This is a genomic window from Aminobacter sp. 01T433 (genome assembly GCF_056398585.1).
Window position 1 is genome coordinate 322,090 of the sequence record NZ_JBFTPR010000001.1, and the last position, 16,993, is coordinate 339,082.

The window sequence follows — 16,993 nt, forward strand, 5'->3', positions numbered from 1 at the left end:
TCGGCCGGGCCGGCCCATCAGTTCTCGATGCTTTCGCCTGGATAGGCACCCCAGACCTGCGACTGGTTGAGCCAACCGCTCGTGCCGGCAAAGGTCATCTCGCACCATTCACCGTTGCACTGCTTGATGGAGCCGACGACGCCCGGGTCGATGATGGCGACTGCGCGCGCACCCTGTTCGGGCCTCGCGAGCAGGTTGAGCGGTGCCGGCTTTCCGCGCTGCCAGGGAGCGGTCATCGCCGTGCGGTGGCCGGAAAGCAGCGTCTGGTTGATCCAGCCTTCGGCGCCGTCAGCGTCGCGGACGCGGCGCCAGTTGTCATATTCCTGGATGATCTCCATCGGCAGGCCGGGCTTCAGATAGAGCCAGCTGACAGGATAATCAGCGCCCGGGCCGATGCGCGAATTGACCTTGCCTGCCTTGAGGCTGACGAATCGCGGCAGCGGCAGCCCGCTGGGACCGAGCGTGACGTTCTGGGCCGCCACGGCGGGCCCGACGAAAACGGCATTCGGCGAAACGAAAGCAAGACCGATCAGGGCTGCGCTGACGGCCAGACGGAGCGACGCGAAACCAGACACTTCCGTAACCTCTGTTTGAACTTGGCGCTCTTTGCCTTCACGGGAAAGGGGGCGCCCTTTTTCTTTGTCTTCGGCGGCACTGCTTGTTACACAGATTACCGCTCATGGATCGGATTACAGTTTCGCCGGTCTTGGTTAAAGAGGTCTCAACGAGACCTTCGTCGAGGATAGAATGGCCGGTCGAAAAAAGCCTCTCGTCATCATTACGCGCAAGCTGCCCGACCAGGTCGAAACGCGTATGCGCGAGTTGTTCGACGCGCGCCTCAATGTCGACGACCGTCCCATGACGCAGCCGGAGCTGGTTGCAGCGGTCAAGGAAGCCGATGTTCTGGTGCCGACGGTGACCGATACGATCGATGCAGCGCTGATCGAGCAGGCCGGACCCAATCTCAAGCTGATCGCCAATTTCGGCAACGGCGTCGACAAGATCGACGTGACCGCTGCCGCAAAACGCGGGATCACCGTCACCAACACCCCCAATGTCCTGACAGAAGATACGGCCGACATGGCCATGGCGCTGATGCTCGCCGTGCCGCGCCGCCTGACCGAGGGCGCCAACGTCCTCACCAGCGAGAAGAAATGGGCCGGCTGGTCGCCCACATGGATGCTCGGCCGCCGCATCTGGGGCAAGCGCCTCGGCATCGTCGGCATGGGCCGTATCGGCACCGCCGTTGCCCGCCGCGCCAAGGCCTTCGGCCTGTCGATCCATTATCACAACCGCCACCGCGTGCTGCAGTCGGTCGAAGACGAGCTTGAGGCGACCTATTGGGAGAGCCTCGACCAGATGCTTGCCCGCATGGACATCATCTCGATCAACTGCCCCTCGACGCCGGCGACCTTTCACCTGCTGTCGGGCCGGCGCCTCGCGCTGATGCAGCCGCACGCCTACCTCGTCAACATTGCCCGCGGCGACATCATCGACGAGGACGCGCTGGTCAAGATGCTGCAGGACGGCAAGCTTGCCGGTGCAGCCCTCGACGTCTTCGAGCACGAGCCGGCGGTCAACCACAAGCTGCTCAAGCTCGCCGCCAGGGGCAAGGTGGTGCTGATGCCGCATATGGGATCGGCCACCATCGAGGGCCGAATCGATATGGGCGAAAAGGTCATCATCAACATCCGCGCCCATGTCGACGGGCACCGCCCACCCGACCGGGTGCTGCCGCTGAGGACGTAATCAGACACGTGCGCTGACCTCGCTGCGGCGAGGCTCAGCCAAGCACCTTTCGAAAGGTGATCGAGGTCGGCCGGTCGAAGCCCTCATGCGCCGTGCGCTCGAACTCGACAAAGCCCATCCGCGCAAAGGTCGCGTGGTTGGCTGTGAGTTCGATTCGGGTCTGCAATTCGAGGATAGGCTTGCCCTGATCGATGGCATGACGCTCGGCTGCCAGCATCAGTTCCCGGCCGATGCCTGCGCCGCGAACGCTGTTGTCGACGGCAAGCTTGCCGACATAAAACACATCCGTCCGTTCTGCGGCAAAGATGCAGCCGACCAGCCGCCCTTCAAGCGTGGCGATGAAGCAGACTTCGTCCTTGGTCTTCTCGTGCAGATTGGCCTGAGACAGCCGATGCGCGGAGGACGGCGGGTCGATGACGCCGTCCATATAGGCGAATGAACGCATGATCAGATCGAGCAACTCGTCCCAGCGGTCGAAGTCCTGGGGCAGGCGGGCGATGGTCAGGTCGGTGGTCATGGCTCACGAGGCTTTGTAGCGCACGGTATCGAAACGCGCGCCGAGCGCATCGTAGAGCAAAAGCCGACCGACAAGCGGTTCGCCGATGCCGGTGATCAGCTTGATCGCCTCCATCGCCTGCAGCGTGCCGATGACACCGGTCAGGGCACCCAGCACCCCTGCCTCGGCGCAGGACGGCACCAGCCCCGCCGGCGGCGGTTCGGGAAACAGGTCACGATAGGTCGGGTTGCGGCGTCCGTCGGCACCCGTCTCGAAGGGTTTCAGCACGGTGATCGAGCCATCGAATCGCCCGACGGCCGCATGTACCAGCGGCCGCTTCACCGCAGCGGCAGCATCGGCCACCGCATAACGCGTCTCGAAATTGTCGGAGCCGTCGACCACCAGATCATAGCCGGCAATCAGCCCGGCTGCGTTTTCGCTCGTCAGCCTGAGCTTGTGCAGCTCGACCGTCACATGCGGGTTGATGCGGGTAATGGCTGCCTTTGCACTTTCCGCTTTGGACAAACCGAGCGACTGGGTGTCGTGGATCACCTGGCGCTGCAAATTCGACAGCGACACGTGATCGTCGTCGACGATGCCAAGCGTGCCGACGCCCGCGGCCGCAAGATATTCGAGCACCGGTGCGCCGAGCCCGCCGGCGCCGATCACCAGCACGCGGGCGCGCTTGAGCTTCTGCTGGCCCGGACCGCCGATCTCCGGCAGCACGATGTGGCGGGCGTAGCGTTCGAGTTCTTCGGGGGAGAGGGGCGTAACCTGGTTCATGGCGCAACCATATCGCCGCAAAATCGGCTTGTCAGGCGTCTTCAGTTGGCCTGACGCTGCCATGGTCGACGGTCAAGAACTGCGCCCGTCCAGCGAGGCTCGAAAACAGGCTCGCTTCGGTGCCGGTCATGAAGGCCTGGCAATTCAGCTCTTCGAGAATCGAAAACAGCGCCGCCCGCCGCCCTGCGTCGAGATGGGCAGCGATTTCGTCGAGCAGAAGGATGGGAGGCGCGCCAGCCATCTCCCCGGTCAGGCGCGCATGCGAAATGACGATGCCGATCAGCAACGCTTTTTGTTCGCCGGTCGAACACAGCTCCGCAGGCATCGATTTTGGCTTGTGGCGAACCAGCAGGTCGGAGCGGTGGGGGCCTTCGAGCGTGCGTCCTGCGGCGCGGTCGCGCTCGCGTCCATCGGCCAATGCTTGCCGGAAATGCTCTTCGAGTTCTACTGCCGGCATGTCGCCGATTCTCTGTTCGAGGCTGCCGGCGAGGCTGAGTTCGGCTTGGGGGAAGGGGCCCGTTTCGGGCATCCGCCCGATCATGGCCGTCAAAAGCCGCACCATCTCGACACGTGCGGCGGCGATCGCCGCACCTGTCTCGGCCATCTGGATCTCGATTGCGTCGAACCAGGCGCGGTCGCGGCGGTCCTCGGCAAGCAGCCGGTTGCGGCCACGCATCGCCTTTTCATAGTCGAGCGCGCGTTGGCCATGCGCCGGGTCGATTGCCAGCACCAGGCGGTCGAGGAATCGCCTGCGGTCGCCGGCGGGACCGGTGAACAGCGCGTCCATCGACGGCGTAAGCCACACCACGCGCAGCCATTCGAGCATGTCGTCGGCCTTGGCGTTGGCACCGTTGATGCGGACGCGGCGCCCAGCCTCGTTTGCGGCTTCCGGCGCTGTGCCGGTGCCGATCTCGGCATCGCCGAAGGGGCCTTCGATGGTGCTATGCACGGCAAAACTACCCGCGCTGCCTTCGCGCGCGACGTCGGGGTAGGGCGCCCGGCGCAGGCCTCGCCCTGGCGTCAGGAAGGAGATGGCTTCGAGTAGATTGGTCTTGCCGGCACCGTTCTCGCCGGTGAACACCACGGCGCCCGGCCGCAACTCGACCGACAGCGATGCGTAGTTGCGGAAGTCCGTAAGCGTGAGCTTACTGATATGCGTCGAGGGGATGCGTTTCCGCTCTCCCCCCGTATCCGGCTCTTGCATTGGTTTGCGCGCGCTACACGCGCATCGGCATCAGCACGTAGAGAGCGTTCTCGTCGGCTGTGTCGTGGATGAGCGTGGGCGATCCGGCGTCCGCCAGCATGAAACGCGCCTCGCTGCCCTTGAGCTGGGCGGCAACGTCGAGCAGGTACTTGGCGTTGAAGCCGATCTCGATCGGGTCCGACGAATAGTCTGCGGCGAGCTCTTCGACGGCACTGCCCGAATCGGGGTTGTTGACGGCGAGCGTCACCAGCCCGTCGGCGATCGACAGCTTCACGGCGCGGCCGCGCTCGGACGAAATCGTCGACACGCGGTCGACGGCGGCGGCAAAGCTCTGGCGATCGATGATCAGCTGCTTGTCGTTGCCGCTCGGAATGACGCGCTGATAATCGGGAAAGGTGCCATCGATCAGCTTCGAGGTCAGGATCACCGCGCCGATGGTCAGCCGCATCTTGGTGTCGGAAATCTCGGTCGTCACAGCGATATCCGGATCGTCGATCAGCTTCTGCAGCTCGCTGACGGTCTTGCGCGGGATGATGATGCCCGGCATGCCTTCGGAGCCGGCCGGCGCCTCGACCTCGGCGCGCGCCAGGCGGTGGCCGTCGGTCGCAACCGCGCGCAGCATCAGCTTGCCGCCGCTTTCATGCGTGTGCAGGTAGATGCCGTTGAGATAATAGCGCGTCTCCTCGGTGGAGATGGCGAACTGGGTCTTTTCGATCAGGCCCTTCAGCGCATTGGCCTCGAGCCGGAATATATGGGAAAAGGTGCCGGCCGAAAGCTCGGGAAAATCCGACTGGGGCAAGCACTGGAGGCGGAAGCTCGAACGGCCCGACACCACCGACATGGCGTTGCCGTCCTCGTCGGTCTTCAGCATCACTTCCGCGCCGTCGGGCAGCTTGCGCACGATGTCATAGAGCAGGTGGGCCGGAACGGTGGTGGCTCCGCCTTGCTCGACATTGGCTGGTGTCGCTTCCGAGATCTCGAGGTCGAGGTCGGTAGCCTTCAGTTCGAGGCTCGCGCCATTGGCCTGCAAGAGTACGTTGGACAGGATCGGAATCGTGTTCCGCCGTTCGACCACGCGGTGCACGTGGTTCAGCGACTTCAACAGGTTGGAGCGTTCCAGGATAACACGCATGACGAAACAGGCTCGCTTATTTGAAGGTGCGGGCTCGCGGGCTCGAATGCGCCCGGAAAAGCCCGCAACACGATCGGAATTACGCTGAGTCTGACAGTAAAAAGACCCGAAAGGCAAGCCCGCGCAGCCACTCCGAGGAAGTTGCGCGGGCGTTCTGGGGATAAGTCACAGGCGGCAACTTGTCGCCTGTGCCGACAAACCATCAGGCCTGGTCGTTGATCAGCCTTCTCAGCAGTTCGAGCTCCTGCGCCAGCGTGTTGTCGCCGCCCGAAAGGCCTTCGATCTTGCGCACGGCGTGCAGCACCGTGGTGTGGTCGCGGCCGCCAAAACGCCTGCCGATTTCGGGCAGCGAGCGCGGCGTCATCACCTTTGCCAGATACATCGCGATCTGGCGCGGCTTGACGATGGTGCGGGTGCGGCGGTTCGACAAAAGCTCGGTCTTCGACACGTTGTAGTGGCGAGCGACGATGCGCTGGATGTCTTCGATGCGCACGCGCTTGGGCTCACCCGAGCGGTAGATGTGGCCGAGGATCTCGTCGATGCGCTCGATGGAGAGCTGCGGCTCGAATGATTGACGGAAGATCAGCTGGTTGAAGGCACCTTCCAGCTCGCGGCCCGAGCCGGTCACGGTGCGGGCGACATGGGTGAGGATTTCCTCGTCCATGGCAAAGTTGGGGTCTTCGTTCTTGGCGCCGGCAAAGCGCATCTGGAGCATGCCAAGGCGCATTCCGAAGTCTGGTGCCGACATTTCGAGCGCCACGCCGCCATTGAGGCGCGAGCGCACGCGCGGCTCAAGCGATTCGAGCTCCGCCGGCGGACGGTCGGCTGCAACCACAACCTGCTTGGCCGAATCGAGCAGCATGTTGATGAGATGGCAGAACTCGTGCTGGATCGACTTGCCCTGCAGGAACTGCATGTCATCGATGATCAGAAGATCGATGTCGCGCAGCTGCTCCTTGAGGGTCAGCGCATTGTTGTCGCGGATCGCAGTCGCAAAACGCCACATGAAGTACTCGGCGGTCAGGTAGACGACGCGCGACTTGGGGTTCTGGCGCAGCGACTCGGCGGCGATCGCCTGGAGCAGGTGCGTCTTGCCGAGGCCTACCGTGGCGTGGAGGAACAGCGGGTTGAAGCGCGAGTTCGATTCCGCCACCGCACGCGCCGCAGCGAGCGCCACGCGGTTGGAGGGGCCTTCGACGAAGGATTGGAAGGTATAGCGCGGGTCGAGCGGCGAGCCGAGAACGCTCTGCTTGAACTCGGCGTCGGCCGTGCCATTGCGCACAGGCGCCGGGCGCTCGGTGCGGCCTGCGGCGACCGTGCTCGTGGCAAGGGCCGTCTGCATCTGGCGCACCGGCTTGCGCAGCGCCGTTGCCTCGGTCTCCACGCCCGGACGCGCCACGCGGGTCGCCGTGCGGATGATGATTTCAAGCTTCAGAAGCTCCGGCTCTTCCTGGCGCCACAACTCGGAAATGAGGTCGAGATAGTGGCTGTTGATCCAGGAGCGCAAGAAAGCGGTCGGCACGGAAAGGCGCACGACGCCCTTCGATGTTTCCGCAAGCTTCATGCGGCCGAACCAGCTCGAAAATACTTCGCTGCCCAGGCGAACCTGGAGCTGCGTCTTGACCCGATCAAAATTCTTCTCGGCGGCGCTGCTTGCTGCCACTGCATTACCCTCGATCAGTTCGCCGGTAAAAAGAAAGCCCGCATTTGCTTCCCTTTCGATGCCGCTTTGCATTGTCGCAATCCCTAATCTTCGGTTCTGTTTGCCTAATGGAGACGCGCCGCTCGCATCGCCACCGGTATGTTCATTCGGATGCTGCCGTTGCCGGCCGAGTCCCCTCGGTGCAGGACCGCGAAAATCGGAACCGATTTTCGGAAACGGCCATGCATCGTTCAAAGTGCTGCAGCGTCCGTCGCGCCTCAACAGGACGCCACGCGCTGTAGTCGCCTCCCGCCAGCACCCGGTGGCGCTTTTGGAAGGCCGGTGCTGCGGGGTGGCAGCACCAGGCAAATGCGTAGCCCTCCGGCGAAGTCGCCGGCGCGTTGCAAAGTCGCTATGCCGTGTATCCCCACACGCCCCAAGTATACATCGAAGTGAGCATGCCTCCCCCGATCGCGGATTCCATCCACGCCGAGAACGCCGCCGATTTTTAGGCTTGGCAGAGGGCTAGGTGCCCGTCCCTTCGATAAAAAGACCTTACAAAAATCGCTGTGGACAGGGCAAGGCCGAGTCTAACTCGTTTTTAATGAATCTGCTTACCTCGGCTGCGGATTCAAAGCTTGTTTGAAGCCCTCACGCGGACAAAGCCGTTGTGATTCAAACCCTTTTCCGGGGATCGAAAAAAACCGCGCTCCGTCGAAAAAAGTTTTAAAAGAATCCGCTTGACATCAACTTGTCCCCCAAGCCCCGCAGGCGGCTTGAACAAGCTGTGGATGACCATTCACAAGTATATGAAATTAAAGGGTAATTTCTGCTGCGGTGAGTCTGGTTGTGGGGCTGCTTGCGGTGGTTGTAGTTATCAGAATAACCGCATATGCCGGCAAAGTTCTTGGCCCTCAAAAGGCGTGCTCCAGCGGCCCAACGGACGGCTTTTTCGGCCCCATACCGGCAAAAGAAAAACCCGGCTGGTTAGGCCGGGTTGATCAGAAATCCAATTGCTTGCAGGGCTTAGGCGGAAAGCGCCTTGAGCCGCTGTGCCAGACGCGAAACCTTGCGCGAGGCCGTGTTCTTGTGCAGCACGCCCTTGGTGGCGGCGCGCATCAATTCCGGCTGGGCGGCGTTGAAGGCGGCTTCTGCCTTTGCCTTGTCGCCCGAGGCAAGTGCCTCTTCGACCTGGCGGACATAAGTCCGGACGCGCGAGCGGCGGTTCTTGTTGACCGCTGCGCGGCGGGCGATCTTGCGCGTTGCCTTCTTGGCCGAGGAGGTATTGGCCATGGTGCCTCTCTTTTGATCTCTAGGTGGGCGCGAGCGGGTTCCCGCAAAGCGCAAAAATCAATCGGGCGTCCCTAAGGGTCGCCTCGGTTGGTGGGCTTATAGTTCAGCTTATTCCCAACGTCAACGCGATTCAGGTCAGCGGTTGTGGAAATTCGCTGTCCGCTTCTCGGCAAAGGCCGCCATGCCTTCCTTCTGGTCGTCGAGCGCGAACATCGAATGGAACACGCGGCGTTCGAAACGCAGGCCTTCGGCAAGAGTCACCTCGTAGGAGCGGTTGACGGCTTCCTTGCACATCATGACCGCGGGCAGCGAGAAGTTGGCGATCTTGGCTGCCGCTTTCATCGCCTCTTCCATGAGGTCGGCCGCTGGCACGACGCGCGATACGAGTCCCGAGCGCTCGGCCTCGGCGGCATCCATCATCCGGCCGGTCAGGCACATGTCCATCGCCTTCGACTTGCCGACGAAACGGGTGAGGCGCTGCGAGCCGCCCATGCCGGGCATGACGCCGAGCGTGATCTCGGGCTGGCCGAACTTGGCCGTGTCGGCGGCGATGATGAAGTCGCACATCATGGCGAGTTCGCAGCCGCCGCCCAATGCGTAGCCGGCGACCGCCGCGATCATCGGCTTGCGGTTGCGCGCAAAGGCTTCCCAGCCGGAGAAGAAGTCTTCCATATAGGCGTCGACATAAGTCTTGGCCTGCATCTCCTTGATGTCGGCGCCGGCAGCGAAGGCCTTTTCGGATCCGGTGATGACGATGGCGCCAATGCCTTGGTCCGCCTCGAAGGCCGCGGTGGCCGCAAGGAGTTCGCCAAGCACCTGTGAATTCAGCGCATTGAGCGCCTTTGGCCGGTTGAGCGTGATCAGCCCGACCTTGCCACGTGTTTCCACGATGATCGTATCATAGGCCATCTTGCGGCTCTCCCTGTCTCGCAGCGCTACCAATGAGGCTTTGCTCTAGCTCAGCGCTGGCACTGGCGGCAATAGAAGGTTGAGCGCCCGCTTTGCACGATGCGCTCGATATGGCCGCCGCAGCCTGGGCGCGGGCAGGGCTCGCCCTCTCGGTCGTAGACGGAAAAGGAGTGTTGGAAATAGCCGAGCGAGCCGTCGGTATGGACATAGTCGCGGAGCGAAGATCCTCCGGCCGCGATCGCATCGGCAATCACCTCCCGCACGGAGGTGGCTAGCTGCGACGCGCGTTCGCGCGCGGCCTTGCCGGTGCCGGCAATGGTGCCGGCTGCACGCAGCGGCGACAGTCCCGCGCGCCACAGAGCTTCCGCGACATAGATGTTGCCGAGGCCGGCGATCAGCCGCTGGTCGAGCAGGGCGGCTTTGAGCGGCGTCTTCTTGTCTTGGAAAAGGCCAGAGAGCAATTCGCCATCCAGCGAGTTACCAGTCGGCTCGACGCCGAGGCCGGACAGCATTGGATGCTCCGCGCCACCGCGCTCGGCAAAAAGCATGAAGCCGAAACGCCGGGGATCGTTGAAGATGACGCGCGACGGGACACCTTTGGGACCGGCGACGTGGAAGACGACGTGATCATGCGTTTCCGACCTCGAGCGTTCGTGGTGAAAATTGCCCGGGGCTGTCGCGTCCTCGTCGGTCTCGATGCGAAACGAGCCGGACATGCCGAGATGGCAGATCAGCAGGGGCGCGTCTTCCACATCCGCGATCAGATATTTGGCGCGACGGCCAAGCGAGGTGATCCGATGTCCCTCAAGGCGTTCGCTAAAATGTTCGGGAAACGGATAGCGCAGATTGGGGCGCCGGGTCTCGACGCGCTCGATGCGTGCGCCTTCCAACACCGGCTGCAACCCGCGCCGGACGGTCTCTACTTCGGGTAATTCAGGCATGGGTGGCGATCGTTTCGAGGAAGGAGGTTCCGTGGCGGCCGGGAGCCAGGCCAAGATGTGCGGCCACCGTTTCGCCGATGTCGGCGAAGGTTGGCCTCAGCCCGACATCGCCGCCTGGCACGCCCGGGGCCATTCCGATCACCGGAATACGTTCGCGCGTATGGTCGGTTCCGCGCCATGTCGGATCGTTGCCGTGGTCGGCGGTGAGGATGAGCATATCGCCAGGCCTTAGCCGCGCGAAAGCTTCCGGCAGGCGCTTGTCGAATGCCTCCAATGCCGCGGCATAACCCGGCACGTCGCGACGGTGGCCAAATTCGGTGTCGAAGTCGACGAAATTGGCGAAGACCAGATCGCCGTCGCTGGCGTCGTCTATGGCGCCGAGCGCCTTGTCGAACATCGCCATGTTGCCGATGCCCTTGCGGATTTCGCTGATGCCCCGGTGCGCAAAGATGTCGCCGATCTTGCCGATGGCGATGACCTTGCTGCCGCGCGCGGTAAGCCGGTCGAGCAGCGTCGGCTCAGGCGGCGGGGTGGCATAGTCTTTGCGGTTGGGGGTGCGCTCGAAGGTTTCCGTGCTCTCGCCTGTAAAGGGACGCGCGATGACCCGGCCGATCTTCAGCGGGTCGACGAGGCGGCGGACAATTTTGCAAAGCGCGTAGAGCCGCTCCAGACCGAAATGGGTTTCGTGCGCGGCGATCTGGAGGACGGAATCCACCGAGGTGTAGCAGATCGGCTTGCCAGAGCGCAGATGCTCTTCGCCGAAGCGTTCGATGATCTCGATGCCCGAAGCGTGGCAATCGCCCAATATGCCCGGCACCTTGCCCTCGCGGACGATCGCTTCGGTAAGCGTCGCCGGGAAAGCGGGAATGGTCTGCGGAAAGTAACCCCAGTCGAAGGTCACTGGCAGGGCGGCGATTTCCCAATGGCCTGAAGGTGTATCCTTGCCGCTCGAGATCTCCTGGGCTGCGCCATGGAACGCGCCAGCCACTGTCTTTGCCGTGCCGCCGAAGTCGAAACCCGACGCCAGTTTCGCGGCCTGGCCAAGGCCCAGTGATGCCATGTTCGGCAGCTGAAGCGGGCCACTGCGGAGCCCCGCGCGATCACCCCGGCCATCGGCGCAGGCAGCAGCGATGTGGCCGAACGTATCGGAGCCGACATCGCCGAAGCGCGCGGCGTCGCTCGCCCCGCCGATGCCGAAGGAATCCAGGACGAACAGAAATGCACGCGCCATCTATGAAAGGCTCTCAATTGCCAGCTTGCGGCACAGACATAGGATCAGTCGCCGACATTGGCAATTATTCGGCGAAATGCAGCTGACAGTTGGCAATGCAATGCCCAAGCTGAGTTCCAGCCTAGAGTTCGCAGCCTGTGCAAGGAATGGTCTGGCTCATACGTGGGCGCAGATAATAGGTTTCGCCCATCGAGATGTTGTCGAAGGCTGCGGCGAGGCCAAGCACAGGCTTGCTCTCTGCCGCCCAGGTGATCACCGGCTTGTACTCGAGTTCGGTGACGACGCGGATGAGGAATGTGTTCCTGACCCTGAGAGCGTCAGGCACGGTCGTTACCGTGTCCTTGACGAGGTCAGGCGTTGCGGCACCGTCAACGAGCTTGCGCGACCAGACCACCAGCACCCTTGGTGTCGGTTCGTCGGTGACTTGGATTGCCGTGACAAAGGTCTTGCTGACGCTGCGGCTGTAGGGTTGCAGGACCGAACCGCCGATTTTCATCACGGCGTCCACTTCGGTTCTGGCGATTGACTGTTGCTGGGTGATCAGATCGGCGGCCATGGAAGCGGCCCGGCTGACCTTCTTACTGGTCTCGACCGCCTGGGAGACTTCCATGGTCACGAAGTAGAGTGAGAACAAAAGCGGCGCAATCAAAGCGAACTCCACGGCCGCGATGCCGCGACTATCGCTGACCAGAGCCTGTAAGCTCGACCGCCACCCCTTCAGCATGGACCGTGCCCCCGCGCAGATAGACATGCTTTGCCTTTTCTTGGGCCGCGGCTTGCCGCCAGCCGATGAATTTGTTCAGTCGTTAAATGGTTCATTCTGCCAGACGATGGCGGCAAAGAGCAGCGTCTTGCCGTCTTTGAGGTTCGACATCGACGCGCGCATGAAGTCGGTGATGACGGGCCATCTGTAGAAGACACGCAGCATATTCTTGGACATCGATAGTCCGGGCTTCACATCGAACCCTGCGGTATCGATATCGTTGCCAACGAACGTCAGTTTCACCTTGGCCGCGTCAGCGAAGGACGTATAGCTGCGCAGGTCGACGACCAATGCTTCATTGCAGCCCGTGGCGACGAGCACTTGAAGCTTGTTGCAGATCTTGTCCTTCAAGTCTTTTTCGGTGAAGCCTGTTGCCCTGATCTGACCCGTGCGGAACTGACGGGCGACGTCATCGGCGGCATTCGACAACACCTGCTGGCCGGCAAAGGCAATGCAGCTCTCAAGAATTGCAAAGACCAGCAGTGAAAAAGGAATCACCAGCATGACAAATTCGATTGCCGTGCTGCCGCTCTGATCGCGGACGAACCGGGCGAGAAACCCCCGCCGTAGCGCTTTCGTATCGTCTTGTGCTGCAGGCGCTGCTTCGCTCATGTCCCGACCGCCCCTCATGGTTCGGGCCGACTTATAAGGGAAAGCTGTTGAAGTCCGGTTTGGATGATCGGCGAAATTGTGCGCACCAGCTTTACTTGGCGCTAACCTTGCTCCGCCCCTGAGCCCAGCCTACTGGCTCGCGTTGAGCTCGTTTTCGGACAATCGCTCGGCGTCGCTCTTGTAGGAGCTTTCGCAATAAGGTGTGCATGATAGCGTCTGGATCTCCGAGCGCCTGTAGATGCGAACGGACGACGCGTCGTGGCGGATGACGGTCACCTGTTCGTCGACGATTGGGCTGCCTTGCGCGTCGAGCACCACAAGGTTGGTGACGCCGAAACCCTTGCCGGTGAGTACGATGGTCGATGCATCCTGCACCGACGCGTCGGCGATGGCCGAGTTACCAACCACGATGGTGTCGGCCGGGCGGGTAAGCCGAACGATCTTGGCCTGGTTCATCGTCACCTCGATGCCCGCGCCCGCGTGGGCAGGCGTGGCAAACGACGCCACGACGGCGCAGGCTCCCAGGATGTAAAGGTTTGGCTTCGCCATGCTCGTCGCCCCCTCGGCGGCTGTCGCTATACTGTTCAATGGAACATGAACGACTTTGGTGAACCAACGGTTAAGCGGCCGGTCGCCGCAACCCATGGGCGAGGTTGCGTGATCCGAACATGGTCAGGAGTCGGCTCCTGAAACCCGGCTTGCAGCCATTCCGGGACGTTTCGCATCGCCGAAAATGGTAACCTCCGGTTTAGTTAGCGGTTAACCACACGAGCGCAATGGCCGGCTAAAGGTTTCGGTAAGGCTGTTTATTAAGTCGATCGAAACAGCTCCCCGATAGGTTGCAGTCATCCGATCAACGACAAAGAAATGTTGGCGGAAGTGCTGTAACACGGAGCAAGGAGCTAACAATGACCAACCTTATCGCACGTTTTGTGAAGGACGAATCCGGCGCGACCGCCATCGAATACGGTCTGATCGCCGCCCTTATCGCAGTTGCCATCATCGGCGGCGCTACGGCAATCGGCAGCCAGCTCAAGACGACGTTCGGCGGCATCTCCGACGAACTGGTCAAGGCAAATACGAAGTAATCGAACACCGCTGCCGACGATATCGCCGGTAAGGCGAGTGAAAAGGCTGCTCGCATGAGTGGCCTTTTTTCGTTGCTGAGCATGCATTTGATCAGCCCGTTGCTTCACCGACGCTTAACACCGCGGTGCTATGCTCAACAGACATTTTCGATGACGGACATCTGCTATGCTTGAAGCGCTGATCTTTGTCGTTTTTCCCTTCTGCATGGTTTTTGCGGCTGTCTCCGACACAATGTCGATGACCATCGCCAACCGTGTGCCGTTGCTTTTGCTCGGTGTGTTCCTCGTTGTCGCTCCGCTGACGGGCATGGCATGGAGCGACATCGGCATGCATATGGCCGCGGGTGCCTTGATGCTCACTGTCACCTTCGCGCTTTTTGCCCTTGGGGGCATGGGCGGCGGCGATGCCAAGCTGATCGCTGCGACCGCTGTATGGATGGGGTTCGGCATTCCCCTTATGGAATATCTGCTCACCTCGGCGGTCTTCGGCGGCATGTTGACGCTGGCGATCCTGTCATTCCGCAGCTCCGCACTTTCCCACATCACCAGCCAGAACATGTTCCTCAGGAATTTTTCCAAGGACGCCGGCGGTGTGCCCTACGGCATCGCGCTCGGCATCGGTGGCCTCGTCACATATCCCGGCTCACCGTTGATGGTCTGGGCAGTCGAGCGGCTTGCGGCGCAATAAGCGCGTAAGACAAAATTAATCACGATCGTAAGCACTAGATTAACCATAAGTTGACGATTGCTTCTGCAAAGTCCGGCCTGGCTTGATGGGGTTGCCAGGGTGGGGTTCGGACGATGGCTGCATCGCGACTGATGATACTTGGCGTAGCGGTTGCCGCAGCGGGCGGCGCCGGTTTCGTCGCAAAGAACATGTCGGCACCGCTTCCACCTGAGGTGGTCATCGAATCCGGGCCGCAGCAGCCCCAGCTTGCGTTGACCGACGTTCTGGTCCTGACCGGCGACGTGCCGATGGGCGGCCTGGTGGAAAACAACATCGCCTGGCAGCCTTGGCCGAACGATGGCCTCAACCCCAATTTCATCACCCGCAGCGCCGAGCCAGAGGCGCTTGAAAAGTTCAAGAATTCGGTCGCGCGTCTTGGCATGTTCAGCGGCGAACCGCTGCGCAAGTCGAAGCTGATCGGCGAGGGCCAGAGCTTCATGTCGGCAGTGCTGCCTGCGGGCAAGCGCGCTGTCGCCACCGCCATCTCCGCCGACACCTCGGCTGGTGGCTTCATCCTGCCGAACGACTATGTCGACGTCATCATGACGCGGCGTTCCGATGCGGAAAAATCCGGCAGCGGCTTCACGACCGAAACCATCCTCAGCAACATCCGCGTTCTGGCCATCGACCAGACCATCCAGGAAGATGAGGAAGGCAAGAAGGTCAAGGTCGGTCAAACGGCGACGCTGGAACTGACCCAGCAGCAGTCCGAGATCATCACGGTGGCGCAGCAGATGGCCGACCGCCTGACACTGGCGCTGCGCTCCGTCGCCGATGCGCAGGAAAAAAACCTGGCCGAGGCCGATTATCTGGTCTCCGGCAGCGGCAAGCGCGGCACAGTCCGACTTATCAAATCTGGCGAGATATCAGAGTCAGGAGCAAGGAAATGAAGTCTTGCGCCAGACAAATCGCAATTGTCGCCGCAGCATTCGGCATCCTCGCCGCTGGTGCGATCGTAGCCGACCAGTCGCCGGCTTCAGCAGCTGGCCAGGCCAAGGTCGGGTCGAACAGTTCCAACAGCCAGCGCGTCAAGCTCGGGCTCAACAAGTCGGTGGTCATCGACCTGCCGAGCGATGCCTATGACATTCTCGTCGCCAATCCGGCGGTCGCCGACGCCGTCACTCGAACGGCGCGCCGCATCTATTTGTTCGGCAAGGCGGTCGGCGAGACCAACATCTTTGTCTTCGGCCCCAATGGCGAGCAGATCGTCAGCCTCGACCTCGCGGTCGAGCGCGACGTTGCCGGCCTCGAGGACTACATCAGGCGTTTCATTCCCGGAGCCGACATCAAGGTCGAACTGCTGAACGACAACGTCGTGCTGACCGGCACCGTCGACACGCCGCTCGATTCCAAACGCGCTGTCGATCTGGCGACGATCTTTGTCACCGGCGGTGAGGCGACGACCGGCCAATATTCGCAGACCGCCACCGGCGGCTCCGACAATGCCGGCGTCGACATCAACAACCCGGACCAGACCCGCCAGAAGAGCAAGATCGTCAATCTGCTTCAGATCGTCGGCGAGGACCAGGTGATGCTCAAGGTCACCGTCGCCGAGGTCAGCCGCAATGTCATGAAGCAGCTCGGCGTCAACATGCTGGCGCATGGCAACTCAAACGGGATCAGCTGGGGCGTCGAAAACTTGATTCCGGGTGGCCTTGGGTCGCCTTTGGCAGACGGAAACATCGCTCTTTCGAATGGACTTGCGAGGAATAGCCTTAAAGCGTCGATCAGCGCCATGGAGCAGTCCGGTGTGATGAAGACGCTGGCCGAGCCGACTTTGACTGCCGTCTCCGGTGAGCAGGCGACCTTTCGCGTTGGCGGCGAATTCAATATCTTGCGGGAGGTCGAGCCTGAGAAACGCGATAAGGATGGCGTTACTGATCCCGGTGGTCTCAAATACGATCAAATAGAATACGGCATCAGCCTTGATTTCAAACCGGTCGTCCTTTCGGCAGGGCGCATCAGTCTGAAGGTTCGCACGGCGGTTTCCGAGCCGACAAATGAATCGCCGGGCACCTCTGGTGGCCATCCGATGCTTCCATCCTTGCGTAAGCGTCTCGCCGACACGACCGTCGAACTTCCGTCTGGCGGGTCGATGATGATTGCTGGCCTTGTTCGCGACGACGTAAAGCAGGTCATAGGCGGCTTACCCGGGTTGGCGAAGGTTCCGGTGCTCGGTACGCTGTTCCGCAGCCGCAACTTTGTCCGCAACGAGACCGAGCTGGTCATCATCGTGACGCCCTATCTGGCACGCCCGGTGGCACGCAACGAACTCGCCAAGCCAGACGACAATTTCAATGCCGCAAGCGACGGCGCCGGCATGTTCCTTGGCCGCGTCAATCGTGTCTATGGCACCATGAAAACCGACAAGCCCGCCGGCCGTTACCACGGCGTCGTCGGCTTCATCTACAAATGAGCGGGGA

Annotated in this window: 18 protein-coding genes; 5 read left to right on the plus strand and 13 right to left on the minus strand. The window is 61.7% G+C overall.

The features are described from left to right. Positions 1-17 precede the first annotated feature (17 nt). The gene (locus AC1DLV_RS01620) at positions 18-575 is read right to left on the minus strand and encodes an SH3 domain-containing protein (protein WP_476799802.1); all 558 of its coding nucleotides are present in this window, start codon (positions 573-575) and stop codon (positions 18-20) included. Positions 576-747: 172 nt separating this feature from the next. Between AC1DLV_RS01620 and AC1DLV_RS01625 the strand changes: the two genes are divergently transcribed. Beyond that, complete coding sequence (locus AC1DLV_RS01625) at positions 748-1,749, plus strand: 2-hydroxyacid dehydrogenase (protein WP_476836104.1); 1,002 nt, start codon at positions 748-750, stop codon at positions 1,747-1,749. A 34-nt stretch (positions 1,750-1,783) separates the two neighbouring features. Here AC1DLV_RS01625 and AC1DLV_RS01630 read toward each other — a convergent pair whose 3' ends face one another. The 12 genes from AC1DLV_RS01630 to AC1DLV_RS01685 all read right to left on the minus strand — a co-directional run bounded on the left by AC1DLV_RS01630 (position 1,784) and on the right by AC1DLV_RS01685 (position 13,304). Further along, complete coding sequence (locus tag AC1DLV_RS01630) at positions 1,784-2,266, minus strand: GNAT family N-acetyltransferase (RefSeq protein WP_476799800.1); 483 nt, start codon at positions 2,264-2,266, stop codon at positions 1,784-1,786. Between the two features lie 3 nt (positions 2,267-2,269). Continuing rightward, positions 2,270-3,028 (minus strand): molybdopterin-synthase adenylyltransferase MoeB, encoded by a 759-nt coding sequence (locus AC1DLV_RS01635; protein ID WP_476799799.1) that lies wholly within the window; start codon positions 3,026-3,028, stop codon positions 2,270-2,272. Between the two features lie 31 nt (positions 3,029-3,059). After that, positions 3,060-4,196: a DNA replication/repair protein RecF gene (recF, locus tag AC1DLV_RS01640; protein ID WP_476799844.1), complete on the minus strand. Its 1,137-nt coding sequence runs from the start codon at positions 4,194-4,196 to the stop codon at positions 3,060-3,062. A 49-nt stretch (positions 4,197-4,245) separates the two neighbouring features. Then, on the minus strand, positions 4,246-5,364 hold the full coding sequence (dnaN, locus tag AC1DLV_RS01645) for a DNA polymerase III subunit beta (protein WP_476799798.1): 1,119 nt from the start codon (positions 5,362-5,364) through the stop codon (positions 4,246-4,248). A gap of 202 nt (positions 5,365-5,566) precedes the next feature. Then, complete coding sequence (dnaA, locus tag AC1DLV_RS01650) at positions 5,567-7,099, minus strand: chromosomal replication initiator protein DnaA (protein ID WP_476781568.1); 1,533 nt, start codon at positions 7,097-7,099, stop codon at positions 5,567-5,569. Positions 7,100-8,032: 933 nt separating this feature from the next. Beyond that, complete coding sequence (gene rpsT, locus AC1DLV_RS01655) at positions 8,033-8,299, minus strand: 30S ribosomal protein S20 (protein WP_067965745.1); 267 nt, start codon at positions 8,297-8,299, stop codon at positions 8,033-8,035. Positions 8,300-8,434: 135 nt separating this feature from the next. After that, on the minus strand, positions 8,435-9,208 hold the full coding sequence (locus AC1DLV_RS01660; RefSeq protein WP_476799797.1) for an enoyl-CoA hydratase: 774 nt from the start codon (positions 9,206-9,208) through the stop codon (positions 8,435-8,437). 50 nt (positions 9,209-9,258) lie between these two features. Continuing rightward, the gene (gene mutM, locus AC1DLV_RS01665) at positions 9,259-10,149 is read right to left on the minus strand and encodes a bifunctional DNA-formamidopyrimidine glycosylase/DNA-(apurinic or apyrimidinic site) lyase (RefSeq protein ID WP_476799796.1); all 891 of its coding nucleotides are present in this window, start codon (positions 10,147-10,149) and stop codon (positions 9,259-9,261) included. Beyond that, on the minus strand, positions 10,142-11,380 hold the full coding sequence (locus AC1DLV_RS01670; protein ID WP_476799795.1) for a phosphopentomutase: 1,239 nt from the start codon (positions 11,378-11,380) through the stop codon (positions 10,142-10,144). Before AC1DLV_RS01670 ends, mutM begins: the two co-directional genes overlap by 8 nt. Positions 11,381-11,501: 121 nt before the next feature. Beyond that, a complete protein-coding gene (locus tag AC1DLV_RS01675) occupies positions 11,502-12,104 on the minus strand; it encodes a TadE/TadG family type IV pilus assembly protein (protein WP_476799794.1) in 603 nt (200 codons plus the stop codon). A gap of 75 nt (positions 12,105-12,179) precedes the next feature. Continuing rightward, positions 12,180-12,755 carry a TadE/TadG family type IV pilus assembly protein gene (locus AC1DLV_RS01680; protein ID WP_476799793.1) on the minus strand — a complete coding sequence of 192 codons (576 nt, stop codon included), beginning with the start codon at positions 12,753-12,755 and terminating at the stop codon, positions 12,180-12,182. A 129-nt stretch (positions 12,756-12,884) separates the two neighbouring features. Continuing rightward, positions 12,885-13,304: a pilus assembly protein N-terminal domain-containing protein gene (locus tag AC1DLV_RS01685; RefSeq protein ID WP_476799792.1), complete on the minus strand. Its 420-nt coding sequence runs from the start codon at positions 13,302-13,304 to the stop codon at positions 12,885-12,887. Positions 13,305-13,663: 359 nt separating this feature from the next. Between AC1DLV_RS01685 and AC1DLV_RS01690 the strand changes: the two genes are divergently transcribed. The 4 genes from AC1DLV_RS01690 to AC1DLV_RS01705 all read left to right on the plus strand — a co-directional run bounded on the left by AC1DLV_RS01690 (position 13,664) and on the right by AC1DLV_RS01705 (position 16,986). Beyond that, the gene (locus tag AC1DLV_RS01690) at positions 13,664-13,843 is read left to right on the plus strand and encodes a Flp family type IVb pilin (RefSeq protein WP_476799791.1); all 180 of its coding nucleotides are present in this window, start codon (positions 13,664-13,666) and stop codon (positions 13,841-13,843) included. A gap of 166 nt (positions 13,844-14,009) precedes the next feature. Beyond that, entirely contained in the window at positions 14,010-14,531 is a 522-nt protein-coding gene (locus tag AC1DLV_RS01695) for an A24 family peptidase (protein WP_476799790.1), read from the plus strand. A gap of 113 nt (positions 14,532-14,644) precedes the next feature. Continuing rightward, the gene (cpaB, locus tag AC1DLV_RS01700; protein ID WP_476799789.1) at positions 14,645-15,460 is read left to right on the plus strand and encodes a Flp pilus assembly protein CpaB; all 816 of its coding nucleotides are present in this window, start codon (positions 14,645-14,647) and stop codon (positions 15,458-15,460) included. Further along, positions 15,457-16,986 carry a type II and III secretion system protein family protein gene (locus AC1DLV_RS01705; protein WP_476799788.1) on the plus strand — a complete coding sequence of 510 codons (1,530 nt, stop codon included), beginning with the start codon at positions 15,457-15,459 and terminating at the stop codon, positions 16,984-16,986. The genes cpaB and AC1DLV_RS01705 overlap by 4 nt, the downstream gene beginning before the upstream one ends. Positions 16,987-16,993 lie beyond the last annotated feature (7 nt).